Source organism: Micromonospora sp. CA-248212 (assembly GCF_050948405.1).
GTDB lineage: Bacteria > Actinomycetota > Actinomycetes > Mycobacteriales > Micromonosporaceae > Micromonospora.
Genome location: NZ_CP192023.1, coordinates 2715162 through 2739070 on the forward strand (window position 1 = coordinate 2715162; position 23909 = coordinate 2739070).

Genomic DNA, 23909 nt, shown 5'->3' on the forward strand with positions numbered 1-23909 from the left:
CGGGGAGGCCGACCATGGAGGCTGCCGAGGCGCTCACACTGCTCCTGTCGCCGCAGGGACGCGTCGATCCGTACCCGACGTACGAGCGGCTGCGCTCGCACGGTCCGGTGGTCGAGGCGTTGCCCGGCCTGTACGTGGTGACCGGCTACCCGGAGGTCGACGAGCTGCTGCGCGACCCCCGGCTCGTGGTGCTCGACGACGCGCTGCGGGACCAGGTGTGGCCGAACTGGCGGCAGAGCCCGGCGATGAAGTCGATCGCCCGGTCCATGCTGCGGACCAACCCGCCCGACCACAGCCGGATGCGTCGGCTCGCCGCCGGGGTGTTCAGTCCGCGCCGGATCGCCGGGATGCGTGACGTGGTGCGGGCGCAGGCCGAGGAGTTGCTCGACGCGATGATCGAGCGCGCCGAGGACGGCCGGCCGGTCGACGTGCTCGCCGACTTCGCGTACCCGCTCCCGGTCGGGGTGATCTGCGCGCTGCTCGGCGTGCCGGCGCAGGACCGACCGCTGTTCCGCCGCTGGGCCGGCGACATGACCGGGGTGCTGGAGCCGGAGATCACCACCGAGGAGCTGGCAGTCGCCGACGCGGGCGCAGCCGAGCTGCGCGACTACTTCGTCGAGCTGATCGTCGCCCGGCGCCGGGAACCGGCCGATGACCTGACCACCGCGCTGGTCCAGGTCCACGACGCCGACGGCGAGCGGCTCACCGGCGACGAACTGCTGGCCAACCTGGTGGTGCTGCTGGTGGCCGGCTTCGAGACCACCACCAATCTGCTCGGCAACGGCCTCGTCGTGCTGCTGCGCCACCCCGACGACGCCGACGCGCTGCGCGCCGACCCCGGGCTCGTCCCGGCGTACGTCGAGGAGCTGTTGCGCTACGACTCCCCGGTGCAGCTGACCACCCGGACCAGCGCGGCGCCGGTGCGCTGCGGCGGGCTCGACCTGCCGGCCGGCAGCACGGCGCTGCTGCTGCTCGGCGCGGCCAACCGCGACCCCCGCCGCTTCACCGACCCGGAGCGTTTCGACCCCACGCGTGAGCAGGCGCACCCGCTGTCCTTCGGTGCCGGTCCGCACTACTGCCTCGGCGCCGGCCTTGCCCGGCTGGAGGCGCAGCTGGCGTTCCCGCTGCTGCTGCGCCGGTTGCCCGAGCTGGCACTGGCCGAGCCGCCCCGGCACCGGACCCGGCTGACCCTGCGCGGCTACGAGAGCCTGCTGGTGACGCTGGGCACACCGGCCCCGGCCGATCGAGGTACGCCGGCCGGAGCGCTGCCGGGCACTCCGTAGACTGGTACGGCACCGCTCGCCCGTCCGACGAAGGAGCCGTCCCGCGTGACCGTCCAGCCCATCCGTCTTTTTGGGGATCCGGTGCTGCGCACGCCGGCCGATCCGGTGGTCAACTTCGACGCCGAGCTACGTCGGCTCGTCGCCGACCTCACCGACACGATGCGGGAGCAGAACGGCGCCGGTCTGGCCGCGCCGCAGCTCGGCGTGAGCCTGCGGGTGTTCACCTTCGACGTCGACGACGTGCTCGGGCACCTGATCAACCCGGTGCTGGAGTTCCCCGACGAGGAGGAGCAGGACGGCCCGGAGGGCTGCCTGTCGATCCCCGGGCTCTACTTCGACACCAAGCGTCGGCAGAACGTCGTCGCCAAGGGCTTCAGCTCGTTCGGCGACCCGATGCAGATCGTCGGCAGCGGCCTGATGGCGCGCTGCGTGCAGCACGAGACCGACCACCTCGACGGGGTGCTCTTCCTGGACCGACTGGACGCGCAGGGGCGCAAGGAGGCCATGAAGGCGATCCGCCAGGCCGAGTGGTACGACGGTTCGGCCCCGCCCACGGTCAAGCTGAGCCCGCACATCAGCGACCCCTTCGGTCTGGGTCGGTGACCCGGATGCGCGTGATCTTCGCCGGCACTCCGGCGGTGGCCGTACCGGCCCTGGCCGCCGTCGCGGCCTCCCAGCACGAACTGGTCGCCGTCGTCACCCGACCCGACGCGCCCGCCGGACGGGGGAGGGGCCTGTCCCGCTCCCCGGTCGGCGTCTGGGCCGACGAGCACGGCGTGGAGGTGCTCACGCCGGCCCGACCCCGCGACCCGGAGTTCCTCGACCGGCTGCGCGCGCTCTCCCCGGACTGTGTGCCGGTGGTGGCCTACGGCGCGCTGGTGCCGCCGTCCGCGCTGGAGATCCCCCGCCACGGTTGGATCAACCTGCACTTCTCGCTGCTGCCGGCCTGGCGGGGTGCCGCACCCGTACAGCACGCCGTGCTGCACGGCGACGAGCTGACCGGGGCCAGCGTCTTCGAGTTGGAGCAGGGCCTGGACACCGGGCCCGTCTACGGCACCCTGACCGACGAGATCCGTCCCGGCGACACCTCCGGCGACCTGCTGGAACGCCTCGCCGACAGTGGCGCGGGGCTGCTCGTGGCGGTGCTCGACGCGATCGCCGACGGCACCGCCCGCGCCGAGCCGCAGCCGGCCGACGGGGTGTCCCTCGCGCCGAAGCTGACCGTGGAGGACGCCCGGGTCCGCTGGGGCGACCCGGCCTTCGCGGTGGACCGGCGCATCCGCGCCTGCACGCCGGCGCCCGGCGCGTGGACGACCTTCCGCGACGAGCGGGTGAAGCTCGGCCCGGTCGTGACGGTGGCCGACGGCCCGGACCTGAAACCGGGGGAGTTGCTGGTGGAGAAGACCCGCGTGCTGGCCGGCACGGCCACCGGGCCGGTGCGCCTCGGCGAGGTCCGCGCCGCGGGCAAGCGGGCCATGGCGGCTACCGACTGGGCGCGCGGCGTCCGCGTCAGCGCCGGCGAGGGACTCGCGTGACGGCCCCGGAGGGGACGCGTCCATACCGGGGCGGTCCGTCGACCGGCCGCGGTGGCGACCGCCGGCCGGCGCGACCGCCGCTGGACCGGCCGCGCCGCGCGGCGTACGAGGCGCTCGCCGCCGTGCACCGCGACGACGCCTTCGCCAACCTGGTGCTGCCCACCATCCTGCGCGAGGAGGGGCTGTACGGCCGCGACGCGGCCTTCGCCACCGAGCTGACCTACGGCACGCTGCGTCACCTGGGCACGCTGGACGCGATCCTCAGCGACGCGGCCGGCCGGGACGTGGCCCGGATCGACCCGCCGGCACGCGACGCGCTGCGGATCGGGGCGTACCAGCTCCTGCACACGCGGGTGCCCCCGCACGCGGCCGTGTCGTCGACCGTGGACCTGGTCCGCTCGGTCGCGCCGGGCGCGGCCGGGTTCGCCAACGCGGTGCTGCGCGAGGTGTCGACCCGTGACATCGACGGGTGGGTGGCCAAACTCGCGCCGCCGATCGAGACCGACCCGGTCGGGCACCTGGCGCTGGCCTACAGCCACCCGCAGTGGATCGTGCGGGCCTTCTCCGAGACGCTCGGCGGCGACCTGGGCGAGACGGCCCGACTCCTGATCGAGGACAACGAGCGTCCCCCGGTGCACCTGTGCGCCCGACCCGGGTTGATCGATCCGGTCGAGCTGGCCGACGCGGTCGGCGGGGCGCCCGGCGCTTTCTCCCCGTACGCCGTCTATCTGCCCGGCGGCGCCCCGGGCGACGTGGCGGCGGTGGTCGACGGCCGCGCCCACGTCCAGGACGAGGGCTCCCAACTGGTGGCCGCCGCGCTCGCCGACGCGCCGCTGGACGGCCCGGACGGGCGCTGGTTGGACCTGTGCGCCGGTCCCGGCGGAAAGGCCGGGTTGCTCGGCGCGCTGGCCGCGCAGCGGGCGCCCGCCTGACCGCCGTGGAGGTGGCCGAGCACCGGGCCCGGCTGGTGTCCCAGGCGACCCGGGGCCTGCCGGTGACCGTGCTCGCGATGGACGGTCGTGAGGTCGGCGCGGACCCGAAGCTGCCGGAGGGCCACTTCGACCGGGTGCTGGTGGACGCGCCGTGCACCGGGCTGGGCTCGCTGCGCCGGCGTCCCGAGTCGCGCTGGCGGCGGCAGCCGTCGGACCTGCCGCCGCTGACCCGGCTGCAACGCGAGCTGCTGGGCGCGGCGCTGCGGGCGGTCCGGCCGGGCGGGTTGGTCGCCTACGTGACCTGCTCGCCGCACACGGTGGAGACCCACGTGACGGTCACCGAGGCGGCCCGTCGCAGCGGCGTGGCGGTGGACTTCGTCGACGCCCGACCGTTGCTGCCGGCCGGCATGCCCGGCCTGGGTGACGGCCCCACCGTGCAGCTGTGGCCGCACCGGCACGGCACCGACGCGATGTTCCTCGCCGTCCTGCGCCGAGGCTGAGCCGCCCCGCTAAGTGAAAGGAAGGGCCCCTTGTTATACGCCAGGCGTTAACAAGGGGCCCTTCCTTTCAGCTCAGCGAGAGGGGGGTCAGGTGATGGGGAGGCCCTTGTTGCCGGCGTTGCGCATCGAGCGGGTCAGGTTTCGGTCGCTGATCCACAGGAAGCACTGCACCCCACGGTTGCCGTTCTTCCACTCCTGCTCGTACGGCTGGTAGTAGATCGTCCCGGCGCGGAAGTCGAGCTTGGAGTCGTCCGGCACCTTGGCGTACTTGGCGGTGACCGACTGGCACGCGCGGTGGGTGCGCTTGGTGGTGCGGTTGAACTCCGCGTAGCTGATGTCCGGGGCACGCCAGATCCCGACGAACTCGGCGTGGTGCTTCGCCGTGCAGGACACCGGCACCATCGCCTCGATGTCGTCCTTGACCAGCTTCGGGTTGAAGCAGCGGTAGGCCAGCGGGGCCGCGCCGGCCAGCGCGCCCCGCAGACTGCCGGTGCGCAGGTCGACGGCGGTGTCGTCGATGCTGGCGATCTCGGTGACGTCGCAGCGGTACCAGCGGGCGCCGCCGGCCCAGGCGGGCGCCGACGGCAGCACGACGGTCAGTCCCAGGCGTCCGGAGCGCCAGTCGCCGCCGACCGCCTTGGTGACCTCCTTCTCGCAGCCGGCCTGTGCGGCCCGCATGCCCTCGGAGCCCGGGGGTGGGGTGGTGCCGCGCTCCGCGCCGGGACCGGTGAGCGTGCCGACGTGGATCGTCTCCACCCGGTGCGCCTCGCTGCACTCCATCGGGTTGTAGCCGCTGAGGAACCCGACCTGCTGAAAGGAGTGGTGGCAGACACCGGCCGCGGGAACGAACTGCTGCGCCGCCACGGGCGCCGGCCAGTCGTCGGTGAGGTTCCGGTCAACTCCGGTGGGCGTGCCACAGCCGGTGAGGGCCAGGGCCACCGCCGCGCCTCCGGCAATCGCCGTCAACCACCGTCGCATCTTCGACCTCCCGCCGCCGGTGACCTCCGGTCGACCTCCAGCCGGCCGGTAACGCCACGGCGCAGCAGCATACGGCACCGTAGGTCAGATCGCGGGTAGTCCCTCGGGGCCGGCTCCGCGCATCGAACGGGTGAGTTTCCGGTCGTCGCTCCACAGGAAACAGCGCACCCCGCGGTCGCCCTCCTCCCACTCCCGTTGCGACGGTGGGTAGTAGATGGACCCGGCCCGGTACGGCAGTTCGCTGTTGTTGGGCACGGCCACGTACGCGGCGATCAGCGCCATGCAGCGCCGGTGCGCCTGCTCGCCGGAGCGGGTGAAGGCCGCCCAGCTCAGGTCCTTCTCCTCGTAGACGCCGACGAACTCGGCGCGGTGCGGCTCGGTGCAGAGCACCGGGGCCATGTAGTTGAGGTTGTCGCCGATCAGCTTGGGGTCGAAACAGCGGTGGGTCAGCGGGCTGTCGCCGATCAGCGCGCCACGCAGGCTGCCGACGCGGTTCACCGGGCGGGTGTTGTCGATGCTGTCGGTCTCGCTGAGATCGCAGCGGAACCAGCGTGCGCCGCCGGTCCACGCCGGCGCCGTGGGCAGCGAGAGCGTCAGGGTGAGCCGGGCCGTGTGCCAGTCACCGCCGAGCACGTCCCGGGCCCGCTGGTCGCACTCGGCGCGGGCCGCGCGCAGCGCGGTCGAACCCGGGCCCGGCCGGGCGCCGGCCCGCGCGGCCGGGCCGGTGAACGTGCCGACGTGGATCGCCTCGGCGAGGTGGCTGCGGGCGCAGTCGACGGTCTCGTACGTGCTGGCCTGCACGACCGCGGTGATCCTGGGCAGGCAGGTGTCGGTGGCCGGGGTGAACGGTCGGGGAACCCGCAACTCCGGCCAGTCGTCGGTGAGATCACCGTCCGCGCCGCGTGCCGGCGCGCAGCCGGACAGCAGCATCGTCGTGACGCCGACCAGCGCCAGCGCTGCAAGCCACCGTCGCATCGTCCGCCCTCCCGGGAGCTGGCGACCGGTCGCCGCGCCCCGTGGCGCGACCCCGGCGGGCGTGCAGCCTACGGCACCGTCCCGCTTGGAGTGTCGTCGCGTTTGGGTCGATCGGCCAGCCACTGATGTCTGTTCGTCCGGATTCGAGGATCCGGACCGGTTTATTCTGCACTACTGGTCACTGGTGGATCACAGCGTGTCGGAGTTGGTGCCGTGCTGCGGGCGGCGGGTGGCCGCGTTCGTACACTGGCCCCGTGACCGTACCGCCGCCAATCGTCGCGCCGAGCATCCTGGCCGCCGATTTCGCTCGCCTCGCCGAAGAGGTCCGTGCCGTCGAGGACGCCGCGGACTGGTTGCACGTGGACGTGATGGACAGCCATTTCGTGCCCAACCTGACCATCGGGCTGCCCGTGGTGCAGAGCCTGCGGGCCGCCACCACGATGCCGTTCGACGTGCATCTGATGATCTCCGACCCGCGTCGGTGGGCCCCGGGGTACGCCGACGCCGGGGCGTACAACGTCACGTTCCACGTCGAGGCGGCCGACGACCCGGTGGCCCTGGCCAAGGACCTGCGTTCGGCCGGCGCGAAGGCTGGACTGGCCATCGACCGGGACACCCCGATCGAGCCGTACCTGGACCTGCTGCCCAGCTTCGACACCCTGTTGATCATGACGATCAAGGCGGGCTTCGGCGGCCAGCGGTTCATCCCGCAGTTGCTGGACAAGGTCCGCGCCGCCCGTCGGCACGTGAACGCCGGGCACCTGGAGCTGCGCATCGAGGTGGACGGCGGGATCGCCGCCGACACCATCGAGCAGGCGGCCGCGGCCGGCGCCGACGCGTTCGTGGCCGGCACCGCCGTCTACGGCGCCGCCGACCCGGCGGAGGCGGTACGGCACCTGCGGGCGCTGGCGGAACGCGCGGCGCCCGAGGCCTGAGATGGAGCCCGAGGTCGACCGCAAGGACGTCATCCTCGTCGTCGACGACGACGAGGACATCGCCCGGTTCGTCGAGTTCAACCTGCGGTTGCACGGCTTCGAGGTGATCCACGCCAGCGATGGTCAGGAGGCCCTGGAGGTCATCGAGCGCCAGCGGCCGGATCTCGCCGTGGTCGACCTCATGATGCCCCGCATCGACGGGCTGGAGCTGACCCGGCGGCTGCGCGCCGACCCGATGACCTCCGCCCTGCCGGTGATCATGCTGACGGCCAAGGGGATGACCGTGGACAAGGTCCACGGGCTCAGCGCGGGCGCGGACGACTACCTGGTCAAACCGTTCGACACCGCCGAGCTGGTGGCCCGGGTCTCCTCGACGCTGCGGCGCAACAAGGAGTTCCGGGAGGTGTCCCCGCTCACCGGACTGCCCGGCAACAGTCGCATCCGGCGGGAGATCAGCGACCGGGTCCGGCAGGGGGTGGACTACGCGGTCGGCTACATCGACATCGACCGGTTCAAGAGCGTCAACGACCGGTACGGCTTCGTCCGGGGCGACGACTTCATCTCCGCCCTGGCCCGCAGCCTGCACCGGGCCGTGGTGGCGGTGGGGCTGCCGCCGGCCTTCCTCGGCCACGTCGGCGGCGACGACTTCGTGATCGTCTGCGCGCCCGACCAGGTCCGCCCGCTCACCTCTCGGGCGGTGGTCGACTTCGAGAAGTCCGCCGACACGCTCTACGACGCGACCGACCGTGAGCGCGGCTTCGTCGAGCTGAAGGACCGGCGCGGCAACATCCGCCGGGCGGCCCTGGTCACGCTCTCGATCGGCGTCTCGCTGTCCGACGCCGGCAAGCGGTTCACCGACCCGCTCGAGGCCATCGCGGTGGCCTCGGAGATGAAGACGGTCGCCAAGAGCCAACCGGGGTCGTATGTCGCCGTGGACCGGCGGCGCGGCGTCACCTGACGCGTGATCCCGCTGTGAAGTAGCTCGCCTGAATAACGACACGCCGGGTTCGGCGTGTAAGACTGCGAAGTACCCACCACGCGCTGGCGGGACTCGGTGAAATTCCGAACCGGCGGTGATCCACGGTCCAACCGTGGTCAGCCCGCGACCCGGACGGCTCTGCCGCCCGGTGGACCTGGTGAAAATCCGGGGCCGACGGTTGGGTGCGGCTCGTCCGCGCCCAGACAGTCCGGATGGGAGACAGCGCGCGGGACGGACGGGTCCGAGCCGGCCGCTGGCTTCAGCGTGCCGTGCCGCCCAACCGGGGCGGCTGTGCCGTACCCGGAATCCGCCGCCGCCTGCCCGCGGTCCATACCGCCTCCCTGACCGCCCGCGCGATGAGGCGAGTGAGAGGGCAGGACAGGGCGATGGCCAGCGTCTCCGTCGACGAGGCGATGCGGCGTGCGATCGAGCTGGCGGCGCGCGGGCTGGGCACCACCAGCCCCAACCCGGTGGTCGGGTGCGTGCTGCTCGACGCGGACGGCCAGGTCGTGGGCGAGGGCTTCCACGCGTACGCGGGCGGACCGCACGCCGAGATCGTCGCGCTGGCCCAGGCCGGCCGGCGGGCCAAGGGCGGCACCGCGGTCGTCACTCTGGAACCGTGTGACCACACCGGCCGCACCGGCCCCTGCAGCACCGCGCTGGTCCAGGCCGGCGTGGGCCGGGTGGTCATCGCCGTACCGGACCCGAATCCGGTGGCCACCGGCGGCGCCGCCACGTTGCGCTCCGCCGGCGTCCAGGTGGACCTGGGAGTACGCGGCGAGGAGGCCGAGGCCGGCAACGTGGCCTGGCTGACCTCGATGCGCCGGGGCTGGCCGTACGTCATCTGGAAGTACGCCGCCACCCTCGACGGCCGGTCCGCCGCCGCGGACGGCACCAGCATGTGGATCACCTCGGAGGCGGCCCGGATCGACGTGCACGCGCTGCGCGGCACTGTCGACGCGGTCATCGCCGGGGTGGGCACCGTGCTCGCCGACGATCCGCGCCTGACCGCCCGCAACCTGCGCGACGGCAGCCTGGCCATCCGGCAGCCGCTGCGGGTCGTGGTGGACAGCTCGGGACGTACCCCGGTGGACGCCCGGGTCCGCGACGGCGCCGCGCGGACGTGGATCGCGACCGCCGCCGAGGTCGGCGCGGGCAAGGACGGCCGGGTCGACCTGCCGGCGCTGCTCGCGGCGCTGCACCAGCGCGGCGTCCGCGCCGTGCTGCTGGAGGGTGGGCCCCGGCTGGCCGGCGCGTTCCTGGCCGCCGGCCTGGTGGACAAGATCGTCGGGTACGTCGCGCCGCGGCTGCTCGGCGCCGGCCCCACCGCCCTGGTCGACGCGGGAGTGACGACCATCGCTGAGGCCATCGATCTGGAGCTCGTCGACGTTACGCAGGTCGGTCCGGATCTCCGGATCACCGCTTTGCCCCGAAAGAGGGAGGGCTGACATGTTCACCGGCATTGTCGAGGAATTGGGCGAGATCGTGCGCGTCACGGCCACGGCGGGTGATTCCGCGCTGATCGCCGTGCGGGGCCCGCTCGTCACCTCCGACGCCCGGCACGGTGATTCCATCGCCGTCAACGGTGTCTGCCTGACCGTCGTGGACGCGGCCGACGGCGTCTTCACCGCCGACGTCATGGGCGAAACCCTGCGCCGCTCCGCGCTGGGCGCGCTGCACGCGGGCGACCCGGTCAACCTGGAACGGGCCGCCGCGCTGGGCAGCCGCCTCGGTGGGCACCTCGTGCAGGGGCACGTCGACGGTGTCGGCGAGATGATCTCGCGCGAACCGGCCGAGCAGTGGGAGACCGTGCGGTTCCGGCTCCCCGCCGACCTGTCGCGGTACGTGGTGGAGAAGGGCTCGATCACGATCGACGGCGTGTCGCTGACCGTGGCAGCCGTCGGCGTCGACGAGTTCGCCGTCGGGCTCATCCCGACCACCCTCAAGCTGACCACCCTCGGCGCGAAGGGCGTCGGTGACCCGGTCAACCTCGAGGTCGACGTGGTGGCCAAGTACGTCGAGCGGCTGCTGGGCAGTCGGCTCGCCGAGACCGGCGAGGTGGCCTGATGGGCGCCCTCGGCTGGCTCCTCGACGCCCAGGTGCAGGTGGCCGGCTCGCCGGTGCTGGTCCGGGAGATCGTCGGCAACGCGTTCGGCCTGATCTCGGCGCTGCTCGGGCTGCGCCGGCTGGTCTGGGCCTGGCCGGTCGGCATGATCGGGAACGCGCTGCTGTTCACCGTCTTCCTCGGCGGCGTGTTCGCCACCCCGCAGGCCCACGACCTGTACGGGCAGGCCGGCCGGCAGGTCTTCTTCTTCGCGGTGAGCGTCTACGGCTGGTGGCGCTGGCAGCGCAACCGTCGGGCCGACGCCCAGCACGCCGCGGTGCTGCCACGCTGGGCCACCGGGCGGGAACGGCTCGCCCTGCTGCTGGCCGCCGTCGTCGGCACCGCCGCGGCGTACCCGCTGCTCAAGGCGTTGGGCTCCTGGGGTCCGCTGCCGGACGCCTGGATCCTCACCGGCAGTCTGCTCGCCACCTACGGCATGGCCCGCGGCTGGGTCGAGTTCTGGCTGGTGTGGATCGCGGTGGACGCCGTCGGCGTGCCGCTGCTGCTGCGCGGCGGGTTCTACCCGTCGGCGGCCATGTACCTGATCTACGGCGCCCTCTGCGCCTGGGGCTTCGCCGCCTGGTGGCACACGTCGCGCGCCACCCGCCCGGCCGCCGCGCTCCCACCCACCTACACGGAGGCCGTCGCATGAGCGAGCAAAGCGAGCGAATCATCAGGTCAAGCGCCATGGTGCCTCATGACGCCACTGCTCACAGTCCGACCCCCGGCCGAGGCCGCGTGGCCGTGCCGGGCCAGACCGACCCGGCCGGGGCTCGGACCGTTCGGCGAAGCGGAGTGGCGGCATGAGCTTCGCCGACATCGAGCAGGCGATCGCCGAGATCGCGGCCGGACGGCCGGTCGTCGTGGTCGACGACGCCGACCGGGAGAACGAGGGCGACCTGATCTTCGCGGCCGAGCTGGCCACGCCGGAGCTGATGGCGTTCATGGTGCGCTACACCTCGGGGTACGTCTGCGTGCCGTTGACCGAGAGCGAGGCCGACCGCCTCGACCTGCCGCCCATGCACCACACCAACCAGGACCGGCGCGGCACCGCGTACACGGTGACCGTCGACGCCCGGGAGGGGGTCAGCACCGGCATCTCGGCGGCCGACCGCGCGCACACCATCCGACTGCTCGCCGACGCGGCCACCGACCCGACGGACCTGGCGCGTCCCGGGCACGTGGTGCCGCTGCGCGCCCGCGAGGGCGGGGTGCTGCGCCGGCCCGGCCACACCGAGGCGGCGATCGACCTGACCCGGCTCGCCGGGCTGCGTCCGGCGGGCGTGCTCTGCGAGCTGGTCAACGACGACGGCACCATGATGCGGTTGCCGGACCTGGAGAAGTTCGCCGCCGAACACGGCCTCGTGCTGATCACCATCGCCGACCTGATCGCCTACCGGCGGCGGACCGAGAAGCAGGTCGAGCAGGTGGCCGAGGCTCGGATGCCCACCCGGCACGGGGTGTTCCGCGCGCTGGGTTACCGCGCCGAGCACGACCCGGCCGAGCACGTGGCCATGGTCATCGGAGACCTCGGCGACGGCCAGGACGTGCTGGTCCGGGTGCACTCCGAGTGCCTGACCGGGGACGTGTTCGGCTCGCTGCGCTGCGACTGCGGGCCGCAGTTGGACGCCGCGCTGGCCCGGGTCGCCCGTGAGGGCCGGGGCGTGGTGCTCTACGTGCGCGGCCACGAAGGACGCGGCATCGGGCTGCTGCACAAGCTCCAGGCGTACCAGTTGCAGGACCAGGGCCGCGACACCGTCGACGCCAACCTCGACCTGGGCCTGCCGGCCGACGCCCGCGACTACGGCACCGGCGCTCAGATCCTCTACGACCTGGGCGTGCGCTCGATGCGACTGCTCACCAACAACCCGGCCAAGCGGGCCGGGCTGGAGGGTTACGGGCTCACCATCACCGGCCGGGAGAGCCTGCCGGCCGGCGCGCACCCGGAGAACCTGCGCTACCTGCGCACCAAGCGGGACCGGATGGGTCACCTGCTGGACGAGTTGGACGAGGTGTCCGAGGCGCCGCTGGGGCGTCCGGTCGCCAACGACGAGATCGGAGCATGACGATGGCGGGTTTCGGTGAGCCGGGAGTCGACGCGGTGGACGCCGCAGGGCTGACCGTCGGCGTGGTGGCCGCGCGCTGGCACGGCGACCTGACCGACCACATGCTGGAGCGCGCGGTCGCCGCCGCCGAGGCGTGCGGCGCGCGATCCGTGGTCGCCCGCGTCGCCGGCTCGGTCGAGCTGCCCGTCGTCGCCCAGGCCCTCGCCCGCCGCTGCGACGTGGTGGTCGCGCTCGGCGTGGTCGTCCGCGGCGCGACCGCCCACTTCGACTACGTGTGCCGATCGGTCACCGACGGGCTGACCCGGGTGGCGCTGGACGAGGGCAAGCCGGTCGCCCACGGTGTGCTCACCGTGGAGACCATCGAGCAGGCCCGGGACCGGGCCGGCCTGCCCGGCTCGGCGGAGGACAAGGGCTGGGCGGCGACCGTCGCGGCGCTCGACGCCGCGCTGGCCGTGCGTACCGTCGCGGCGGGCAACGCGCAGCGGGTCGGCTTCGCCGGCTGACCCGCTCGGCCTGTCTCCGGCGGCGGCCGGGTTCTCGGCGGCGGCCGGCCTGTCTCAGAGCCGGCCGGCCTCGATGATCCGGCGCAGAAACTGCCGGGTACGGGGCTGCGTCGGCTCGCCGAGCACCTGCTCCGGCGGGCCGCTCTCGACGACGCGCCCCGCGTCGAGGAAGCACACCTCGTCGGCGACCTCCCGGGCGAAGCCCATCTCGTGGGTGGCCAGCACCATGGTCATCCCGTCGGCCTTCAGGTCCCGGATCATCGTCAGCACCTCGCCGACGAGTTCCGGGTCCAGCGCCGAGGTGACCTCGTCGAGCAGCATCAGCCGGGGCGAGTTCGCCAACGCCCGGACGATCGCCACCCGCTGCTGCTGCCCGCCGGAGAGGGCGTCCGGAAAGGCGTGCGCCTTCGCGCCCAGACCCACCCGGTCGAGCAGGTCGCGGGCCTGGGCCTCGGCCTCCGCGCGGGCCCGCCGGTGTACGCGCCGGGGTGCGAGGGTGATGTTGTCCAGCACGCTCAGGTGCGGAAACAGGTTGTACGCCTGGAACACCATGCCGATCCGCCGGCGTACCCGGTCGGCGTCGACCCGAGGGTCGGAGATGTCCTCCCCGTCCAGCTCGATCGTCCCGTCGTCCAACTCGTCGAGGAGGTTCACGCACCGCAGGAGCGTGGACTTGCCCGACCCGGACGCCCCGATCAGCGCCACCACCCGGTGCTCGGCGACCGTCAGGTCGAGCCCGTCCAGCACGACGTGGCCGGCGAACTCCTTGCGCAGCCCCCGGCAGCGCAGCAGCGTCATGGTCAGCCTCCCGACTGGCGGCGGGCCGAGCGCAGCGTGACCCAGTCGGTGACCGCGATCAGCGGGATCGCGAGCAGCACGAACAGCACGCCCGCCACGATGTACGGCGTGTAGTTGAACGTCTGGGCGGTGGCGATCTGGGCGGCCCGGACCGCGTCGATCGGGCCGGCGAGCGAGACCAGCCCGACGTCCTTCTGCAGGGCCACCACGTCGTTGAGCAGCGGTGGCGCCACCCGGCGGACCGCCTGCGGCAGCACCACGTGCCGCATCGTCTGCCGGTAGGTCAGGCCCAGCGACCGGGCCGCCGCGAGTTGGCTGGGGTGCACCGACTCGATGCCGGCCCGGAACACCTCGGCGAGGTAGCCGCCGTAGGTGAGCACCAGCGCCAGCCCGCCCAGCACCAGCACCGACGGCATGCCCCGCAGCCGCAGCCCGGGTACGCCGAGGGTGAGCAGGTAGAGCACGATGATCAGTGGTAGGCCCCGGAACGTGTACGTGTAGCCGGCGGCCAGCGCCCGTACCGGAAAGAAGATCGGGCCGCGCAGCGTCCGCAGCACGGCGATCACCAGCCCCAACAGCAGCGCGCCGGCCGCGCAGCAGACCAGCAGCCGTACGTTGAGCCAGAGCCCGTCCAGCACGGTCGGCAGCGCGTCGGCGGCGATCTTCGGGTCCAGGAACGACTCCCGTACCCGGTCCCAGCCCGGCGCGCCGGTCACCGCGACGACCAGCAACGTGCCGAGCGCCGCCGTGGAGGAGGCCGCGACCAGCACGCTGTAGACGGTCTGTCGCCGCCGGTACGCCGTTCGCCGCGCCTGGGCCGGCGAGGGGGTGTGCTCCCGTGGCGCTAGGGCGGGGGTGGTTTCCCGCGGCGTCACGTCAGCTCGGCCGCGCCCGCCACCTGCGCGAGCCACTTCTGCTCCAGCTCCTTGAGCGTGCCGGCCTCGCTGAGCTGACCGACGGCTCCGCTCACACAGCGGGTCAGCGGCGAGTTCTTGTCCAGCAGCAGCCCGAACACCTCCGGCACGCCGACCCGTGGCAGCTGGCCGACGATCACCGCGTCGGTGACCTCCGCGCCGGTGATGTAGAAGGCCGTCGGCAGGTCCACCACGAGACCGTCGATCTGCCCGTTCTGCAGGGCCTTCTTGGCGTCGTCGTTGCTGTTGTAGACCTGCGGCTTCGCGGTGGGCTTGATGACGTCGGTGATCGCCTGGTAGCTGGTCGTGCCTACCTGGGCCCCGAGCTTGGCGCCCTTCAGGTCGGCCACGGTCTTCTTGCCGGCGATCTTCGACGACTTGAGCGCGATGACCGTCTGCCGCACCAGGTAGTACGGCGCGGAGAAGTCCACCGCCTGCTTGCGCTCGTCGGTGACCGAGAACTGGTTGATGTCGAAGTCGAAGGTCTTCTCCCCGGGCGCGATCGCGGTGTCGAACTTCACCCGCGTCCAGGCGACGTCCGCCCGCGCGTAGCCCAGCTTCTCGGCCACGGCGTACGCGACGGCGGCCTCGAAGCCCTCGCCGTTCTCCGGCTTGTCCTGCCGGAACCACGGCTCGTACGCCGGCTGGTCGGTGGCGATGGTGAGCTTGCCCGGCGTACGGGTGGGCAGGCTGTCCTTGACGCAGGACGGCGCGGCGGTGACGGTGGGGGTCGGTTCGTCCTGCGGCGCGCAGGCGGTGACGGCGCCGACGACGGCGCCGACGAGGGTGAGCGCGAGAAGACGTGAGCGGCTGGCCATGGCGGACAGCGTAAAGCTCCACGGCCATCGATCGAAGATCTTCCCACCGGGACGATAGGGAATTGTCCGCCTGCTGGGTTCGGCCGGACCCGGACGTCCGGTGGTGGCCCGGCGGCTGGAAGAATCGTTCCCCGTGAAGACGTTCGAGGAGTTGTTCGCCGAGCTGCAGGCCAAGGCCGCCGCCGGCACCCCGGGCTCGGGCACCGTCGCCGCTCTGGACAAGGGCGTGCACTTCATCGGCAAGAAGGTCGTCGAGGAGGCGGCTGAGTCGTGGATGGCCGCCGAGCACGAGGGGCCGCAGCGCACCGCCGAGGAGATCTCCCAACTGCTCTACCAGGTCCAGGTGCTGATGCTCGCCAGCGGTCTCGAGCTCAAGGACGTCTACCGACATCTGTGAGTGCGCCCCGTCGTTGATCAGACCCGATCGAAGGAGCACTCCGTCATGCTGCGTGTCGCCATCCCCAACAAGGGCACCCTGGCCGAGCCGGCCGCCCAGATGCTGCGCGAGGCGGGCTACCGCCAGCGCACCGATCCCAAGGACCTCGTCTGCCGGGACGAGGCCAACGACGTCGAATTCTTCTACCTGCGTCCCAAGGACATCGCCACCTACGTCGGCTCCGGTGATCTCGACCTCGGCATCACCGGCCGTGACCTGCTGATCGACTCGGCCGCGCCCGCCGAGGAGGTCGTCGACCTCGCCTTCGGGCGGGCCACCTTCCGGTTCGCCGCCCGCCCGGACGACATCGACTCCGTCCAGGAGTTGGGCGGGCACAAGATCGCCACCGCGTACCCGGGGCTGGTGGAGCGGCACCTCGATGAGGCGGGCGTCAAGGCCGAGGTGATCCGCCTCGACGGCGCCGTGGAGAACGCCGTACGCCTCGGGGTGGCCGACGTGATCGCGGACGTGGTGGAGACCGGAGCGACGCTGCGTCAGGCGGGCCTCGTCGTGTTCGGCGAGCCGCTGCTGCGATCGTCGGCGGTGCTGGTGCGACGTGCCGGCGCGCCGGCCCACACGCAGGCCGAGCAGCTCCTGCGTCGCCTGCACGGCGTGCTGGTGGCCCGGCGTTACGTGATGCTCGCCTACGACGTGCCGGCCGGTCTGCTGGACCGGGCCAGCGGGTTGACCCCCGGCATCGAGTCGCCCACGGTCTCGCCGTTGCACCGCGAGGGCTGGGTGGCCGTGCAGGCCATGGTGCTCAGCGACGACGTGCACCGGATCATGGACGAGCTGTACGACCTGGGTGCCCGCGCCATCCTGGTCACCAACATCCACGCCTGCCGCCTCTGACGGGTATTGATCCACCCGAGATCGCGGAAGTGGGGGTGTCCGCTCGCGCGGGTCACCCCCACTTCGCTGACCTCGGGTGGATCACGGGCGGCGCCTCGGCGGGTGGTGCGCGGGTGGGGCGGACGTGAGTGGCAGACTGGGGGAGTGAGTGACACCGAGCTGGTCCGCCTCAAGCCCCGCCGCATCCGGGTGGTGTGCTGGTCCGCGGCGATCGTGCTGGTGGTGGTGTTCGCCCTGGTCGCCACCTCGCTGAGCGGGCCGACCGGCGACGGGTACGGCAGCTTCCAGCGCGGTGACCAGATCGCCATGATCGGCCTCGGCATCTTCGGGGCACTGGGCTTCCTGCTGTTCACCCGCCCGCGCATCGAAGCGGACGAGCGGCGCATCCGGGTGCGTAACGTGATCAGCTCGTACGAGCTGCCCTGGGAGGTCGTCCGGGGTGTCCGCTTCGATCGCGGGGCGCCCTGGGCCAGCCTGGAACTGCACGACGACGACCTGCTGCCGTTGATCGCGCTCCAGGCGGCCGACAAGGAGTTGGCCGTCGACGGCGTGCGCGCCCTGCGCCGGCTGCACGAAGCCCACCTGACCCGCCTCGCCGAACGAGCCGTCGGCACCTGAACCACCCACCCCGCACGCAAGCCACGGCACTCCCGCCCTGCCCCCCCGCCGCCCCCCACGCCTCCCACGCCAGCGCGAAGCTGACTCAGCGCGGTGATCAAGAGGTTTGCGTCACGGGGCACGGCGTGTCGTGACGCAAACCTCTTGATCACCCCGCGCCCCGCGCCCCGCGCCCCGCGCCCCGCGCCCCGCGCCCCGCGCCCCGCGCCCCGCGCCCCGCGCCCCGCGCCCCGCGCCCCGCGCCCCGCGCCCCGCGCCCGCCGGACGGTGCCTGCGCCAGCCGGGGTGTCCGGTTTGGGGGTGGGCGGGGCGGCGGTGTAGTGTTGTCGAGTCGACCAGGCTGTCTCCGCATGCGAGCAGACAGCCTCGAAAGCGGAGCGCCTGCTCCCACCCGAGTCGCCGCTACGGTGGCCGGGTCCGGTCACCGGTTCCGGGCATGTCCCGGTCCCGGATGCGCGATCCTGTGATCGTGCCGACCGGTCGAGCGGGCCCTGGCATGCGCCAGGGCCTTCTGTTTTCCAAGTCGGGTCCCTCCCGGGAGCCGCAGGGGTCGGCACCTGAGCAGAAACGACTCGAGGAGGCCCCATCAGCGTCGAACCACGCGTGAACGAGCAGATCCGGGCACGTGAGGTCCGACTGGTCGGCCCAGAGGGTGAGCAGGTGGGCATCGTCCCGCTGGAGCGCGCCCTTCAGCTGGCCGCGGACGTCGATCTGGACCTGGTCGAGGTTGCGCCGATGGCGCGCCCGCCGGTGTGCAAGCTCATGGACTTCGGCAAGTTCAAGTACGAGAGCGCACTCAAGGCGCGCGAAGCGCGGCGTAACCAGCAGCAGACCGTCATCAAGGAAATGAAGCTTCGGCCGAAGATCGACCCGCACGACTACGAGACCAAGAAGGGTCACGTGGTGCGGTTCCTCAAGGCGGGCGACAAGGTCAAGGTGACGATCATGTTCCGCGGTCGCGAGCAGAGCCGCCCGGAGCTGGGTTACCGGCTCCTGCGCCGGCTCGAGTCCGAGATCACGGATCTGGGATACGTCGAAGCCGCTCCCAAGCAGGACGGCCGAAACATGATCATGGTTCTCGCTCCGCACCGGGCCGTCAAGGCTTCCGCGGTCGCCGCCACGGCGTCGCGCGGTGGTCCTCGGGACCGGGTCGGGGACGAGTCCGCCGCTCCGGCAGCCGATGAGACCGCGGCGGTCGGCGAGACCGCAGCAGCCGGCGACACCGGCACCGCCGCCACCAGCGGCGAGTAACAGGGGAGAAGACGTTCCACATGCCGAAGATGAAGAGCCACACGGGTATGGGTAAGCGGGTCAAGCTGACCGGCAAGGGCAAGGTCGTTGCCCAGCAGGCCGGCCTGCGCCACAACCTGGAGAAGAAGCCCTCCACCCAGACCCGCCGGCTGACCGGCACGGTCGTGCTGGCCAAGGCCGACGTCAAGCGCATCAAGAAGCTGCTCGGCCGCTGACGCGCGCCACCTTTACGTAAGAAGGAGTTGAGATGGCACGCGTCAAGCGGGCTGTAAACGCCCAGAAGAAGCGTCGTACCCTGCTGGAGACCGCGAGTGGTTACCGCGGCCAGCGCTCCCGGCTGTACCGCAAGGCCAAGGAGCAGGTGCTGCACTCGATGCAGTACGCCTACCGGGACCGTCGTGACCGCAAGGGCGACTTCCGGCAGCTGTGGATCCAGCGGATCAACGCGGGCGCCCGGGCCAACGGGATGACCTACAACCGCCTGATCCAGGGCCTGCGTCTGGCCGGCATCGAGGTCGACCGCAAGATCCTGGCCGACATGGCCGTCAACGACGCCGCCTCGTTCGCGGCGATCGTCGAGCTGGCTCGGGCTGCGGTCACGGCCGAGGGCACCGGCGGCGCGGCGGCTCAGGCCGCCTGATCCCCACGCACCAGAGAGAGGCGTCTCCCGCGTCGGCACCGCCGTCCGGGGGGCGCCTCGATCGTGCCGAAGGAGCAAACCCCATGGCCTTCACCCCCCGTACCCCCAGGGTTGTCGCCGCCCGCCGCCTGCAACGCCGCCGGGACCGCGACGCCGCCGGCCGGTTCCTGGCCGAGGGCCCGCAGGCGGTCCGCGAGGCCCTGGCGCGGTCGGGGGTGGTCACCGAGCTTTTTGGTACGACCACCGCGCTGGATCGGCACCCGGAGCTGGCCGCCACGGCGGCCCGGGCCGACGTGCCGGTCTCCGAGGTGACCGACGACGCCCTCGCGGCCCTGGCCGAGACGGTCGCCCCGCAGGGGCTCGTCGCCGTCTGCCGGCACCTGGACGTGCCGCTGGAGCAGGCCCTCGCGGGTGCTCCCCGCCTGGTGGCGGTGCTCGCCGAGATCCGCGACCCGGGTAACGCCGGCACCGTGCTGCGCACCGCCGACGCGGCCGGCGCGAGCGCGGTGATCTTCGCCGGCGACGCCGTCGACCCGTACAACGGCAAGTGTGTCCGCGCCTCCGCCGGCAGCCTGTTCCACGTCGACGTGGTGCGCGCGCCCGATCCGGTCGCGGTGGTCGACGCGCTGCGCGCCGCCGGGCTGTCGATCTTCGCCACCACCGGGTACGGCGACAGCGACCTGGATGATCTGACCGACTACGGCCGGCTCGTCGGGCCCACCGCCTGGCTGTTCGGTTCCGAGGCGCACGGGCTGCCCGAGGCGTTGACCGCTGCCGCCGACGCCCGGGTGCGGGTGCCGCTGTACGGGCGCGCCGAGAGCCTCAACCTGGCTGCCGCGGCGGCCGTCTGCCTGTACGCTTCAGCGAGAGCACAGCGCTGAGGGTGTCTACACCCGGCGCGACTGACAGCAGGGGAGAGCGTCCGTCCATGAACGTGCCACGGCGTTCGTTTAGCCAGCCCGCCGGTGTCGGCGGGCGGCGGGCCTGACCTGCTCCCTGCGCAACTCCTACCGGCGGGCTGCGGCGCAGCCGCGCGTCCGTAGACTCGCTTCGCCGCCCCGATGACGGGCTGGCGCCGCCGTGAGGGAGTGCCCGTACGCCATGAGCTACCGCAACGATCCGTACGACCCGAAGCAGGTCGCCCTGCTCGACCCGGCCGCCCTGGCCGAGGCCGTCGCCGACGCCACGAAGGCGTTCGACGACGCCGCCGACCCGGACGCGTTGACCGCGCTGCGCCCCGCGCACCTCGGTGACCGGTCTCCGGTGTCCCTCGCGCGCCGGGAGATCGGCGCGTTGCCGCCGGCCGCGAAGTCCGACGCCGGCAAGCGGGTCAACGAGGCCCGCCGGGCGATCGAGACCGCGTACGCCGAGCGCGCCGAGGTGGTGGAGCGCGAGCAGGCCGCGCGGGTGCTCGTGGAGGAGCGGGTGGACGTCACATTGCCGTACGCCCGGCGTCCTCGTGGTGCCCGGCACCCGCTGAGCACGCTGATGGAGTCGATCAGCGACCTGTTCGTCGGGATGGGTTACGAGGTGGCCGAGGGGCCCGAGGTCGACCTGGAGTGGGTCAACTTCGACGCGTTGAACATCCCCGCCGACCACCCGGCGCGCGGGCTGATGGACACCTTCCACATCGCATCCCCTGATGGGTCCGCGGGCTCCGGGCTTGTTTTACGAACGCACACGTCGACGGTGCAGACCCGCACCATGCTCAGCCGCAAGCCACCGATCTACGTGATCGTGCCCGGCCGGGTCTACCGCACCGACGAGATCGACGCCACCCACAGCCCGGTGTTCCACCAGGCCGAAGGCCTGGTGGTCGACAAGGGCATCACGATGGCGCACCTGCGGGGCACCCTCGACCACTTCGCGCGGGCGATGTTCGGCCCGGAGGCGAAGACCCGGTGGCGGCCGCACTACTTCCCGTTCACCGAGCCGTCGGCGGAGTTCGACGTGTGGTTCCCGGAGCACCGCGACGGTCCGCAGTGGGTCGAGTGGGGTGGCTGCGGGATGGTCAACCCCCGGGTGCTGCGCGCCTGCGGGGTCGACCCGGAGGTCTACTCCGGCTTCGCCTTCGGCATGGGCATCGACCGGACCCTGATGGTCCGGCACGGGGTCAGCGACATCCGCCATCTCTTCGAGGGCGACGTGCGGTTCAGCCGCGCGCTCGGGACCGGGGCGTAGGGCGATGCGGGTACGAGACACGGGAACGGTGGTCTGAAGTCATGCGAGTTTCTGTCAGTTGGCTGCGGGAGTACGTCGACCTCCCCGCCGACCTGCCCACCGGCGATCTGGAGCAGGCTCTGGTCGACCTCGGTATCGAGGTCGAGTCCGTGCAGGACCTGCGCGCGAGCGTCACCGGTCAGCTCGTCGTCGGCGAGGTACGCGAGATCGAGGAGCTGACCGGCTTCAAGAAGCCGATCCGGTTCTGCCGGGTGGACGTGGGCGCCGCCAACGGCACCGGCGAGCCGCAGGAGATCGTCTGCGGGGCGCGCAACTTCGCCGTCGGCGACCGGGTCGTAGTGATCCTGCCCGGCGGCGTGCTGCCCGGCGGGTTCGCGATCGGCGCGCGCAAGACGTACGGGCACAACTCGGCCGGCATGATCTGCTCGGCCAGGGAGCTGGGCCTGGGCGACGACCACTCGGGCATCATCGTGCTGCCGCCGGAGGTGACCGCCAAGCCGGGTGACGACGCACGGTCCGTCGTGGGCCTCGACGACGTCGTGTTCGAGCTGGAGATCACCCCGGACCGGGGGTACGCGCTGAGCCTGCGCGGCCTGGCCCGGGAGCTGTCGCACGCGTTCGACGTGCCGCTGCGCGACCCGGGGATGGCGCCAGCGCCGGGCGGTACGCCGACGCCGGCGTACCCGGTCGAGGTCCGCGACACGGTCGGCTGTGACCGGTACGCCGCCCGCCTGGTGCGGGGCGTCGACCCGGCCGCGCCCACGCCGTCGTGGATGGCCCAGCGGCTCGTCACCGCCGGCATCCGCAGCATCTCGCTGCCCGTCGACATCACCAACTACGTGATGTTGGAGCTGGGCCAGCCGATGCACGCCTTCGACGCCGACCGGATCGCCGGCCCGCTGGTGGTCCGCCGTGCCGAGGCGGGGGAGAAGCTGACCACCCTGGACGGTGTCAGCCGGGTGCTCACCGCCGACGACATGGTCATCTGCGACGACACTGGCCCGATCTCGCTCGCGGCGGTGATGGGCGGCGAGACCAGCGAGGTCGACACCGGAAAGACCACAAACGTGCTTTTCGAGGCCGCCCACTGGGACCCGGCCATGGTCGGGCGCACGGCCCGCCGGCACAAGCTGTTCAGCGAGGCCGCGAAGCGCTGGGAGCGGGGCGTCGACCCGGCGGTGCCGCTGGTCGCGCTGGAGCGGGCCGTGCGGCTGCTCACCGAGCACGGTGGCGGCGCTCCGAGCGCCGAGATCCTGGACATCGACCACGTCCGGCCGCGTACGCCCATCACCCTGCCGGCGGACCTGCCGACCCGGCGGGTCGGCGTCGAGTACCCGCCCGCGCGGGTCGTCGCCCTGCTGGAGCAGGTGGGCTGCACGGTCGCGCAGGGCGCGGACCGGCTCTCCGAGGACCCGGGCGCGGTCGGCACGGCCAGCGGCGCCGGGTCGGCGCTGAGCGTCACCCCGCCGAGCTGGCGGCCCGACCTGACCGACCCGGCCGACCTGGTCGAGGAGGTCGTCCGCCTCGACGGGTACGACAAGGTGCCGTCGGTGCTGCCGACCGCGCCGCCCGGGAACGGCCTGACCCCGCGCCAGCGTCGCCGCCGGGCCGTCGCATGGTCGCTGGCCGAGCGGGGGTACGTGGAGGTGCTCGCGCACCCCTTCGTCTCCCCGGAGCTGGCCGACCAGCTCGGACTGCCGGCCGACGACCCGCGCCGACCCGCGGTGCGCCTCGCCAACCCGCTGTCCGAGGAGGAGCCGCTGCTGCGCACCACGCTGCTCGGCCCGCTGCTCGGCATCCTCAAGCGCAACCTCGGCCGGGGTCACCGCGACCTCGCCCTCTACGAGATCGGCGCGGTCTTCCACCCGCGCCCCGACGCCGGCAGCCCGCCGGCGATGGGCGTGGACCGGCGACCCACCGACGAGGAGTTCGCCGCCGCCGACGCGGTCGTGCCGGCCCAACCGGTGCACGTCGCGGCGGTACTCGCCGGTGACCTGGACCCGGCCGGCTGGTGGGGCGCGGGCCGCCCGGCCGGGTGGGCCGACGCCATCGAGGCGGCCCGGGACGTGCTGGCCGCCGCCGGCATCCCCGACGAGCGGGTCGAGGTACGGGCCGCCGAGCACGCGCCGTGGCACCCGGGCCGCTGCGCCGAGCTGCGGGTCGACGACACCGTCGTCGGATACGCCGGTGAGCTGCACCCGGCGGCGGTGGCGGCCCTGGAACTGCCCCGCCGCACCTGCGCCATGGAGCTGGACCTGGACCTGGACGTGCTGCCGCCGGTGCCGGTGGTTCCCGCGCCGACAGTGTCCGGGTTCCCGCCGGCGTTGATCGACGTGGCGTTGGTGCTGGACGAGTCGGTCCCGGCCGAACAGGTGCGTCGGGCGCTGGAGGCGGGCGCCGGCGAGCTGTTGGAGGACGTGCGACTGTTCGACGTGTACTCCGGCGCGCAGCTCGGCGAGGGTCGCCGGTCGCTGGCGTACAAGCTGACGTTCCGCGCCCCGGACCGGACGCTGACCGTCGAGGAGGCGCTGGCCGCCCGGGACGCGGCGGTCGCCGTCGCGGCCGACCGCTTCGGCGCGACCCTGCGCGGCGCCTGACACAGCTGACGGGC

The 23909-nt window shown here is 72.8% G+C and carries 24 protein-coding genes, 1 pseudogene and 1 riboswitch; of the genes and pseudogenes, 20 read left to right on the plus strand and 5 right to left on the minus strand.

Annotated features, from left to right (window positions below; genetic code table 11):
* Positions 1-14: 14 nt before the first annotated feature.
* The 4 genes and pseudogenes from ACQP03_RS13070 to ACQP03_RS13085 all read left to right on the plus strand — a co-directional run bounded on the left by ACQP03_RS13070 (position 15) and on the right by ACQP03_RS13085 (position 4250).
* Positions 15-1283 carry a cytochrome P450 gene (locus tag ACQP03_RS13070; protein ID WP_433460928.1) on the plus strand — a complete coding sequence of 423 codons (1269 nt, stop codon included), beginning with the start codon at positions 15-17 and terminating at the stop codon, positions 1281-1283.
* Between the two features lie 45 nt (positions 1284-1328).
* On the plus strand, positions 1329-1886 hold the full coding sequence (def, locus tag ACQP03_RS13075; protein ID WP_355243190.1) for a peptide deformylase: 558 nt from the start codon (positions 1329-1331) through the stop codon (positions 1884-1886).
* A 5-nt stretch (positions 1887-1891) separates the two neighbouring features.
* Positions 1892-2818, plus strand: a complete 927-nt coding sequence (fmt, locus tag ACQP03_RS13080; RefSeq protein WP_357175969.1) for a methionyl-tRNA formyltransferase — start codon at positions 1892-1894, stop codon at positions 2816-2818.
* A pseudogene (locus tag ACQP03_RS13085) lies at positions 2773-4250 on the plus strand (RsmB/NOP family class I SAM-dependent RNA methyltransferase). Before fmt ends, ACQP03_RS13085 begins: the two are co-directional and overlap by 46 nt.
* Before the next feature lie 87 nt (positions 4251-4337).
* Here ACQP03_RS13085 and ACQP03_RS13090 read toward each other — a convergent pair.
* Both ACQP03_RS13090 and ACQP03_RS13095 read right to left on the minus strand, forming a co-directional pair.
* Positions 4338-5228, minus strand: a complete 891-nt coding sequence (locus tag ACQP03_RS13090) for a septum formation family protein (protein ID WP_357133412.1) — start codon at positions 5226-5228, stop codon at positions 4338-4340.
* Positions 5229-5312: 84 nt separating this feature from the next.
* Positions 5313-6203, minus strand: a complete 891-nt coding sequence (locus ACQP03_RS13095; RefSeq protein WP_357133410.1) for a septum formation family protein — start codon at positions 6201-6203, stop codon at positions 5313-5315.
* 254 nt (positions 6204-6457) lie between these two features.
* Here ACQP03_RS13095 and rpe point away from each other — a divergent pair, with 254 nt between their 5' ends.
* The 7 genes from rpe to ribH all read left to right on the plus strand — a co-directional run bounded on the left by rpe (position 6458) and on the right by ribH (position 12790).
* The gene (gene rpe / locus ACQP03_RS13100; RefSeq protein ID WP_357397351.1) at positions 6458-7138 is read left to right on the plus strand and encodes a ribulose-phosphate 3-epimerase; all 681 of its coding nucleotides are present in this window, start codon (positions 6458-6460) and stop codon (positions 7136-7138) included.
* Between the two features lies 1 nt (position 7139).
* Positions 7140-8096 carry a response regulator gene (locus ACQP03_RS13105; protein WP_357133405.1) on the plus strand — a complete coding sequence of 319 codons (957 nt, stop codon included), beginning with the start codon at positions 7140-7142 and terminating at the stop codon, positions 8094-8096.
* 78 nt (positions 8097-8174) lie between these two features.
* A riboswitch (FMN riboswitch) is annotated at positions 8175-8345 on the plus strand.
* 158 nt (positions 8346-8503) lie between these two features.
* Positions 8504-9565 (plus strand): bifunctional diaminohydroxyphosphoribosylaminopyrimidine deaminase/5-amino-6-(5-phosphoribosylamino)uracil reductase RibD, encoded by a 1062-nt coding sequence (gene ribD / locus ACQP03_RS13110; RefSeq protein WP_357397348.1) that lies wholly within the window; start codon positions 8504-8506, stop codon positions 9563-9565.
* A gap of 1 nt (position 9566) precedes the next feature.
* On the plus strand, positions 9567-10184 hold the full coding sequence (locus ACQP03_RS13115) for a riboflavin synthase (RefSeq protein ID WP_357397346.1): 618 nt from the start codon (positions 9567-9569) through the stop codon (positions 10182-10184).
* Positions 10184-10873: a nicotinamide riboside transporter PnuC gene (gene pnuC, locus ACQP03_RS13120; RefSeq protein ID WP_357133399.1), complete on the plus strand. Its 690-nt coding sequence runs from the start codon at positions 10184-10186 to the stop codon at positions 10871-10873. Before ACQP03_RS13115 ends, pnuC begins: the two co-directional genes overlap by 1 nt.
* A 151-nt stretch (positions 10874-11024) precedes the next feature.
* A complete protein-coding gene (locus ACQP03_RS13125; protein WP_357133397.1) occupies positions 11025-12287 on the plus strand; it encodes a bifunctional 3,4-dihydroxy-2-butanone-4-phosphate synthase/GTP cyclohydrolase II in 1263 nt (420 codons plus the stop codon).
* A gap of 2 nt (positions 12288-12289) precedes the next feature.
* The gene (gene ribH / locus ACQP03_RS13130; RefSeq protein WP_355053145.1) at positions 12290-12790 is read left to right on the plus strand and encodes a 6,7-dimethyl-8-ribityllumazine synthase; all 501 of its coding nucleotides are present in this window, start codon (positions 12290-12292) and stop codon (positions 12788-12790) included.
* A 54-nt stretch (positions 12791-12844) separates the two neighbouring features.
* Here the strand turns inward: ribH and ACQP03_RS13135 are convergent, their stop codons facing one another.
* The 3 genes from ACQP03_RS13135 to ACQP03_RS13145 are packed head-to-tail and all read right to left on the minus strand — an operon-like array spanning position 12845 to position 15320.
* The gene (locus ACQP03_RS13135) at positions 12845-13588 is read right to left on the minus strand and encodes an amino acid ABC transporter ATP-binding protein (RefSeq protein WP_357133395.1); all 744 of its coding nucleotides are present in this window, start codon (positions 13586-13588) and stop codon (positions 12845-12847) included.
* A gap of 2 nt (positions 13589-13590) precedes the next feature.
* On the minus strand, positions 13591-14463 hold the full coding sequence (locus tag ACQP03_RS13140) for an amino acid ABC transporter permease (RefSeq protein WP_357133393.1): 873 nt from the start codon (positions 14461-14463) through the stop codon (positions 13591-13593).
* Entirely contained in the window at positions 14460-15320 is an 861-nt protein-coding gene (locus tag ACQP03_RS13145) for an ABC transporter substrate-binding protein (RefSeq protein ID WP_357133391.1), read from the minus strand. Before ACQP03_RS13145 ends, ACQP03_RS13140 begins: the two co-directional genes overlap by 4 nt.
* A gap of 133 nt (positions 15321-15453) precedes the next feature.
* Here ACQP03_RS13145 and ACQP03_RS13150 point away from each other — a divergent pair, with 133 nt between their 5' ends.
* The 9 genes from ACQP03_RS13150 to pheT all read left to right on the plus strand — a co-directional run bounded on the left by ACQP03_RS13150 (position 15454) and on the right by pheT (position 23895).
* Entirely contained in the window at positions 15454-15717 is a 264-nt protein-coding gene (locus tag ACQP03_RS13150; RefSeq protein WP_089016570.1) for a phosphoribosyl-ATP diphosphatase, read from the plus strand.
* A 45-nt stretch (positions 15718-15762) separates the two neighbouring features.
* Positions 15763-16608 carry an ATP phosphoribosyltransferase gene (hisG, locus tag ACQP03_RS13155; RefSeq protein ID WP_357133389.1) on the plus strand — a complete coding sequence of 282 codons (846 nt, stop codon included), beginning with the start codon at positions 15763-15765 and terminating at the stop codon, positions 16606-16608.
* Between the two features lie 144 nt (positions 16609-16752).
* Positions 16753-17226 carry a PH domain-containing protein gene (locus tag ACQP03_RS13160; protein WP_357133387.1) on the plus strand — a complete coding sequence of 158 codons (474 nt, stop codon included), beginning with the start codon at positions 16753-16755 and terminating at the stop codon, positions 17224-17226.
* Positions 17227-17829: 603 nt separating this feature from the next.
* The gene (infC, locus tag ACQP03_RS13165; protein WP_355053109.1) at positions 17830-18477 is read left to right on the plus strand and encodes a translation initiation factor IF-3; all 648 of its coding nucleotides are present in this window, start codon (positions 17830-17832) and stop codon (positions 18475-18477) included.
* Positions 18478-18497: 20 nt separating this feature from the next.
* On the plus strand, positions 18498-18692 hold the full coding sequence (rpmI, locus tag ACQP03_RS13170) for a 50S ribosomal protein L35 (protein WP_355053110.1): 195 nt from the start codon (positions 18498-18500) through the stop codon (positions 18690-18692).
* 32 nt (positions 18693-18724) lie between these two features.
* Complete coding sequence (rplT, locus tag ACQP03_RS13175; RefSeq protein ID WP_007458417.1) at positions 18725-19117, plus strand: 50S ribosomal protein L20; 393 nt, start codon at positions 18725-18727, stop codon at positions 19115-19117.
* 83 nt (positions 19118-19200) lie between these two features.
* A complete protein-coding gene (locus tag ACQP03_RS13180; protein ID WP_357175903.1) occupies positions 19201-19998 on the plus strand; it encodes a TrmH family RNA methyltransferase in 798 nt (265 codons plus the stop codon).
* Positions 19999-20218: 220 nt separating this feature from the next.
* Positions 20219-21298 (plus strand): phenylalanine--tRNA ligase subunit alpha, encoded by a 1080-nt coding sequence (gene pheS, locus ACQP03_RS13185; RefSeq protein WP_357134722.1) that lies wholly within the window; start codon positions 20219-20221, stop codon positions 21296-21298.
* Between the two features lie 41 nt (positions 21299-21339).
* Entirely contained in the window at positions 21340-23895 is a 2556-nt protein-coding gene (gene pheT, locus ACQP03_RS13190) for a phenylalanine--tRNA ligase subunit beta (protein ID WP_357398030.1), read from the plus strand.
* Positions 23896-23909: the final 14 nt, after the last annotated feature.

What these genes read in the sequence shown, in the direction of transcription:
- pnuC (WP_357133399.1), top strand. Translation starts at nt 10,184, where the DNA reads ATGGGCGCCCTCGGCTGGCTCCTCGACGCCCAGGTGCAGGTGGCCGGC.
- ACQP03_RS13095 (WP_357133410.1), bottom strand. Translation starts at nt 6,203, where the DNA reads ATGCGACGGTGGCTTGCAGCGCTGGCGCTGGTCGGCGTCACGACGATG.
- hisG (WP_357133389.1), top strand. Translation starts at nt 15,763, where the DNA reads ATGCTGCGTGTCGCCATCCCCAACAAGGGCACCCTGGCCGAGCCGGCC.
- ACQP03_RS13090 (WP_357133412.1), bottom strand. Translation starts at nt 5,228, where the DNA reads ATGCGACGGTGGTTGACGGCGATTGCCGGAGGCGCGGCGGTGGCCCTG.
- ACQP03_RS13145 (WP_357133391.1), bottom strand. Translation starts at nt 15,320, where the DNA reads ATGGCCAGCCGCTCACGTCTTCTCGCGCTCACCCTCGTCGGCGCCGTC.
- ribD (WP_357397348.1), top strand. Translation starts at nt 8,504, where the DNA reads ATGGCCAGCGTCTCCGTCGACGAGGCGATGCGGCGTGCGATCGAGCTG.
- pheS (WP_357134722.1), top strand. Translation starts at nt 20,219, where the DNA reads ATGAGCTACCGCAACGATCCGTACGACCCGAAGCAGGTCGCCCTGCTC.
- ACQP03_RS13115 (WP_357397346.1), top strand. Translation starts at nt 9,567, where the DNA reads ATGTTCACCGGCATTGTCGAGGAATTGGGCGAGATCGTGCGCGTCACG.
- rpmI (WP_355053110.1), top strand. Translation starts at nt 18,498, where the DNA reads ATGCCGAAGATGAAGAGCCACACGGGTATGGGTAAGCGGGTCAAGCTG.
- rplT (WP_007458417.1), top strand. Translation starts at nt 18,725, where the DNA reads ATGGCACGCGTCAAGCGGGCTGTAAACGCCCAGAAGAAGCGTCGTACC.
- fmt (WP_357175969.1), top strand. Translation starts at nt 1,892, where the DNA reads ATGCGCGTGATCTTCGCCGGCACTCCGGCGGTGGCCGTACCGGCCCTG.
- ACQP03_RS13135 (WP_357133395.1), bottom strand. Translation starts at nt 13,588, where the DNA reads ATGACGCTGCTGCGCTGCCGGGGGCTGCGCAAGGAGTTCGCCGGCCAC.
- ribH (WP_355053145.1), top strand. Translation starts at nt 12,290, where the DNA reads ATGGCGGGTTTCGGTGAGCCGGGAGTCGACGCGGTGGACGCCGCAGGG.
- ACQP03_RS13070 (WP_433460928.1), top strand. Translation starts at nt 15, where the DNA reads ATGGAGGCTGCCGAGGCGCTCACACTGCTCCTGTCGCCGCAGGGACGC.
- ACQP03_RS13180 (WP_357175903.1), top strand. Translation starts at nt 19,201, where the DNA reads ATGGCCTTCACCCCCCGTACCCCCAGGGTTGTCGCCGCCCGCCGCCTG.
- ACQP03_RS13105 (WP_357133405.1), top strand. Translation starts at nt 7,140, where the DNA reads ATGGAGCCCGAGGTCGACCGCAAGGACGTCATCCTCGTCGTCGACGAC.
- pheT (WP_357398030.1), top strand. Translation starts at nt 21,340, where the DNA reads ATGCGAGTTTCTGTCAGTTGGCTGCGGGAGTACGTCGACCTCCCCGCC.
- ACQP03_RS13125 (WP_357133397.1), top strand. Translation starts at nt 11,025, where the DNA reads ATGAGCTTCGCCGACATCGAGCAGGCGATCGCCGAGATCGCGGCCGGA.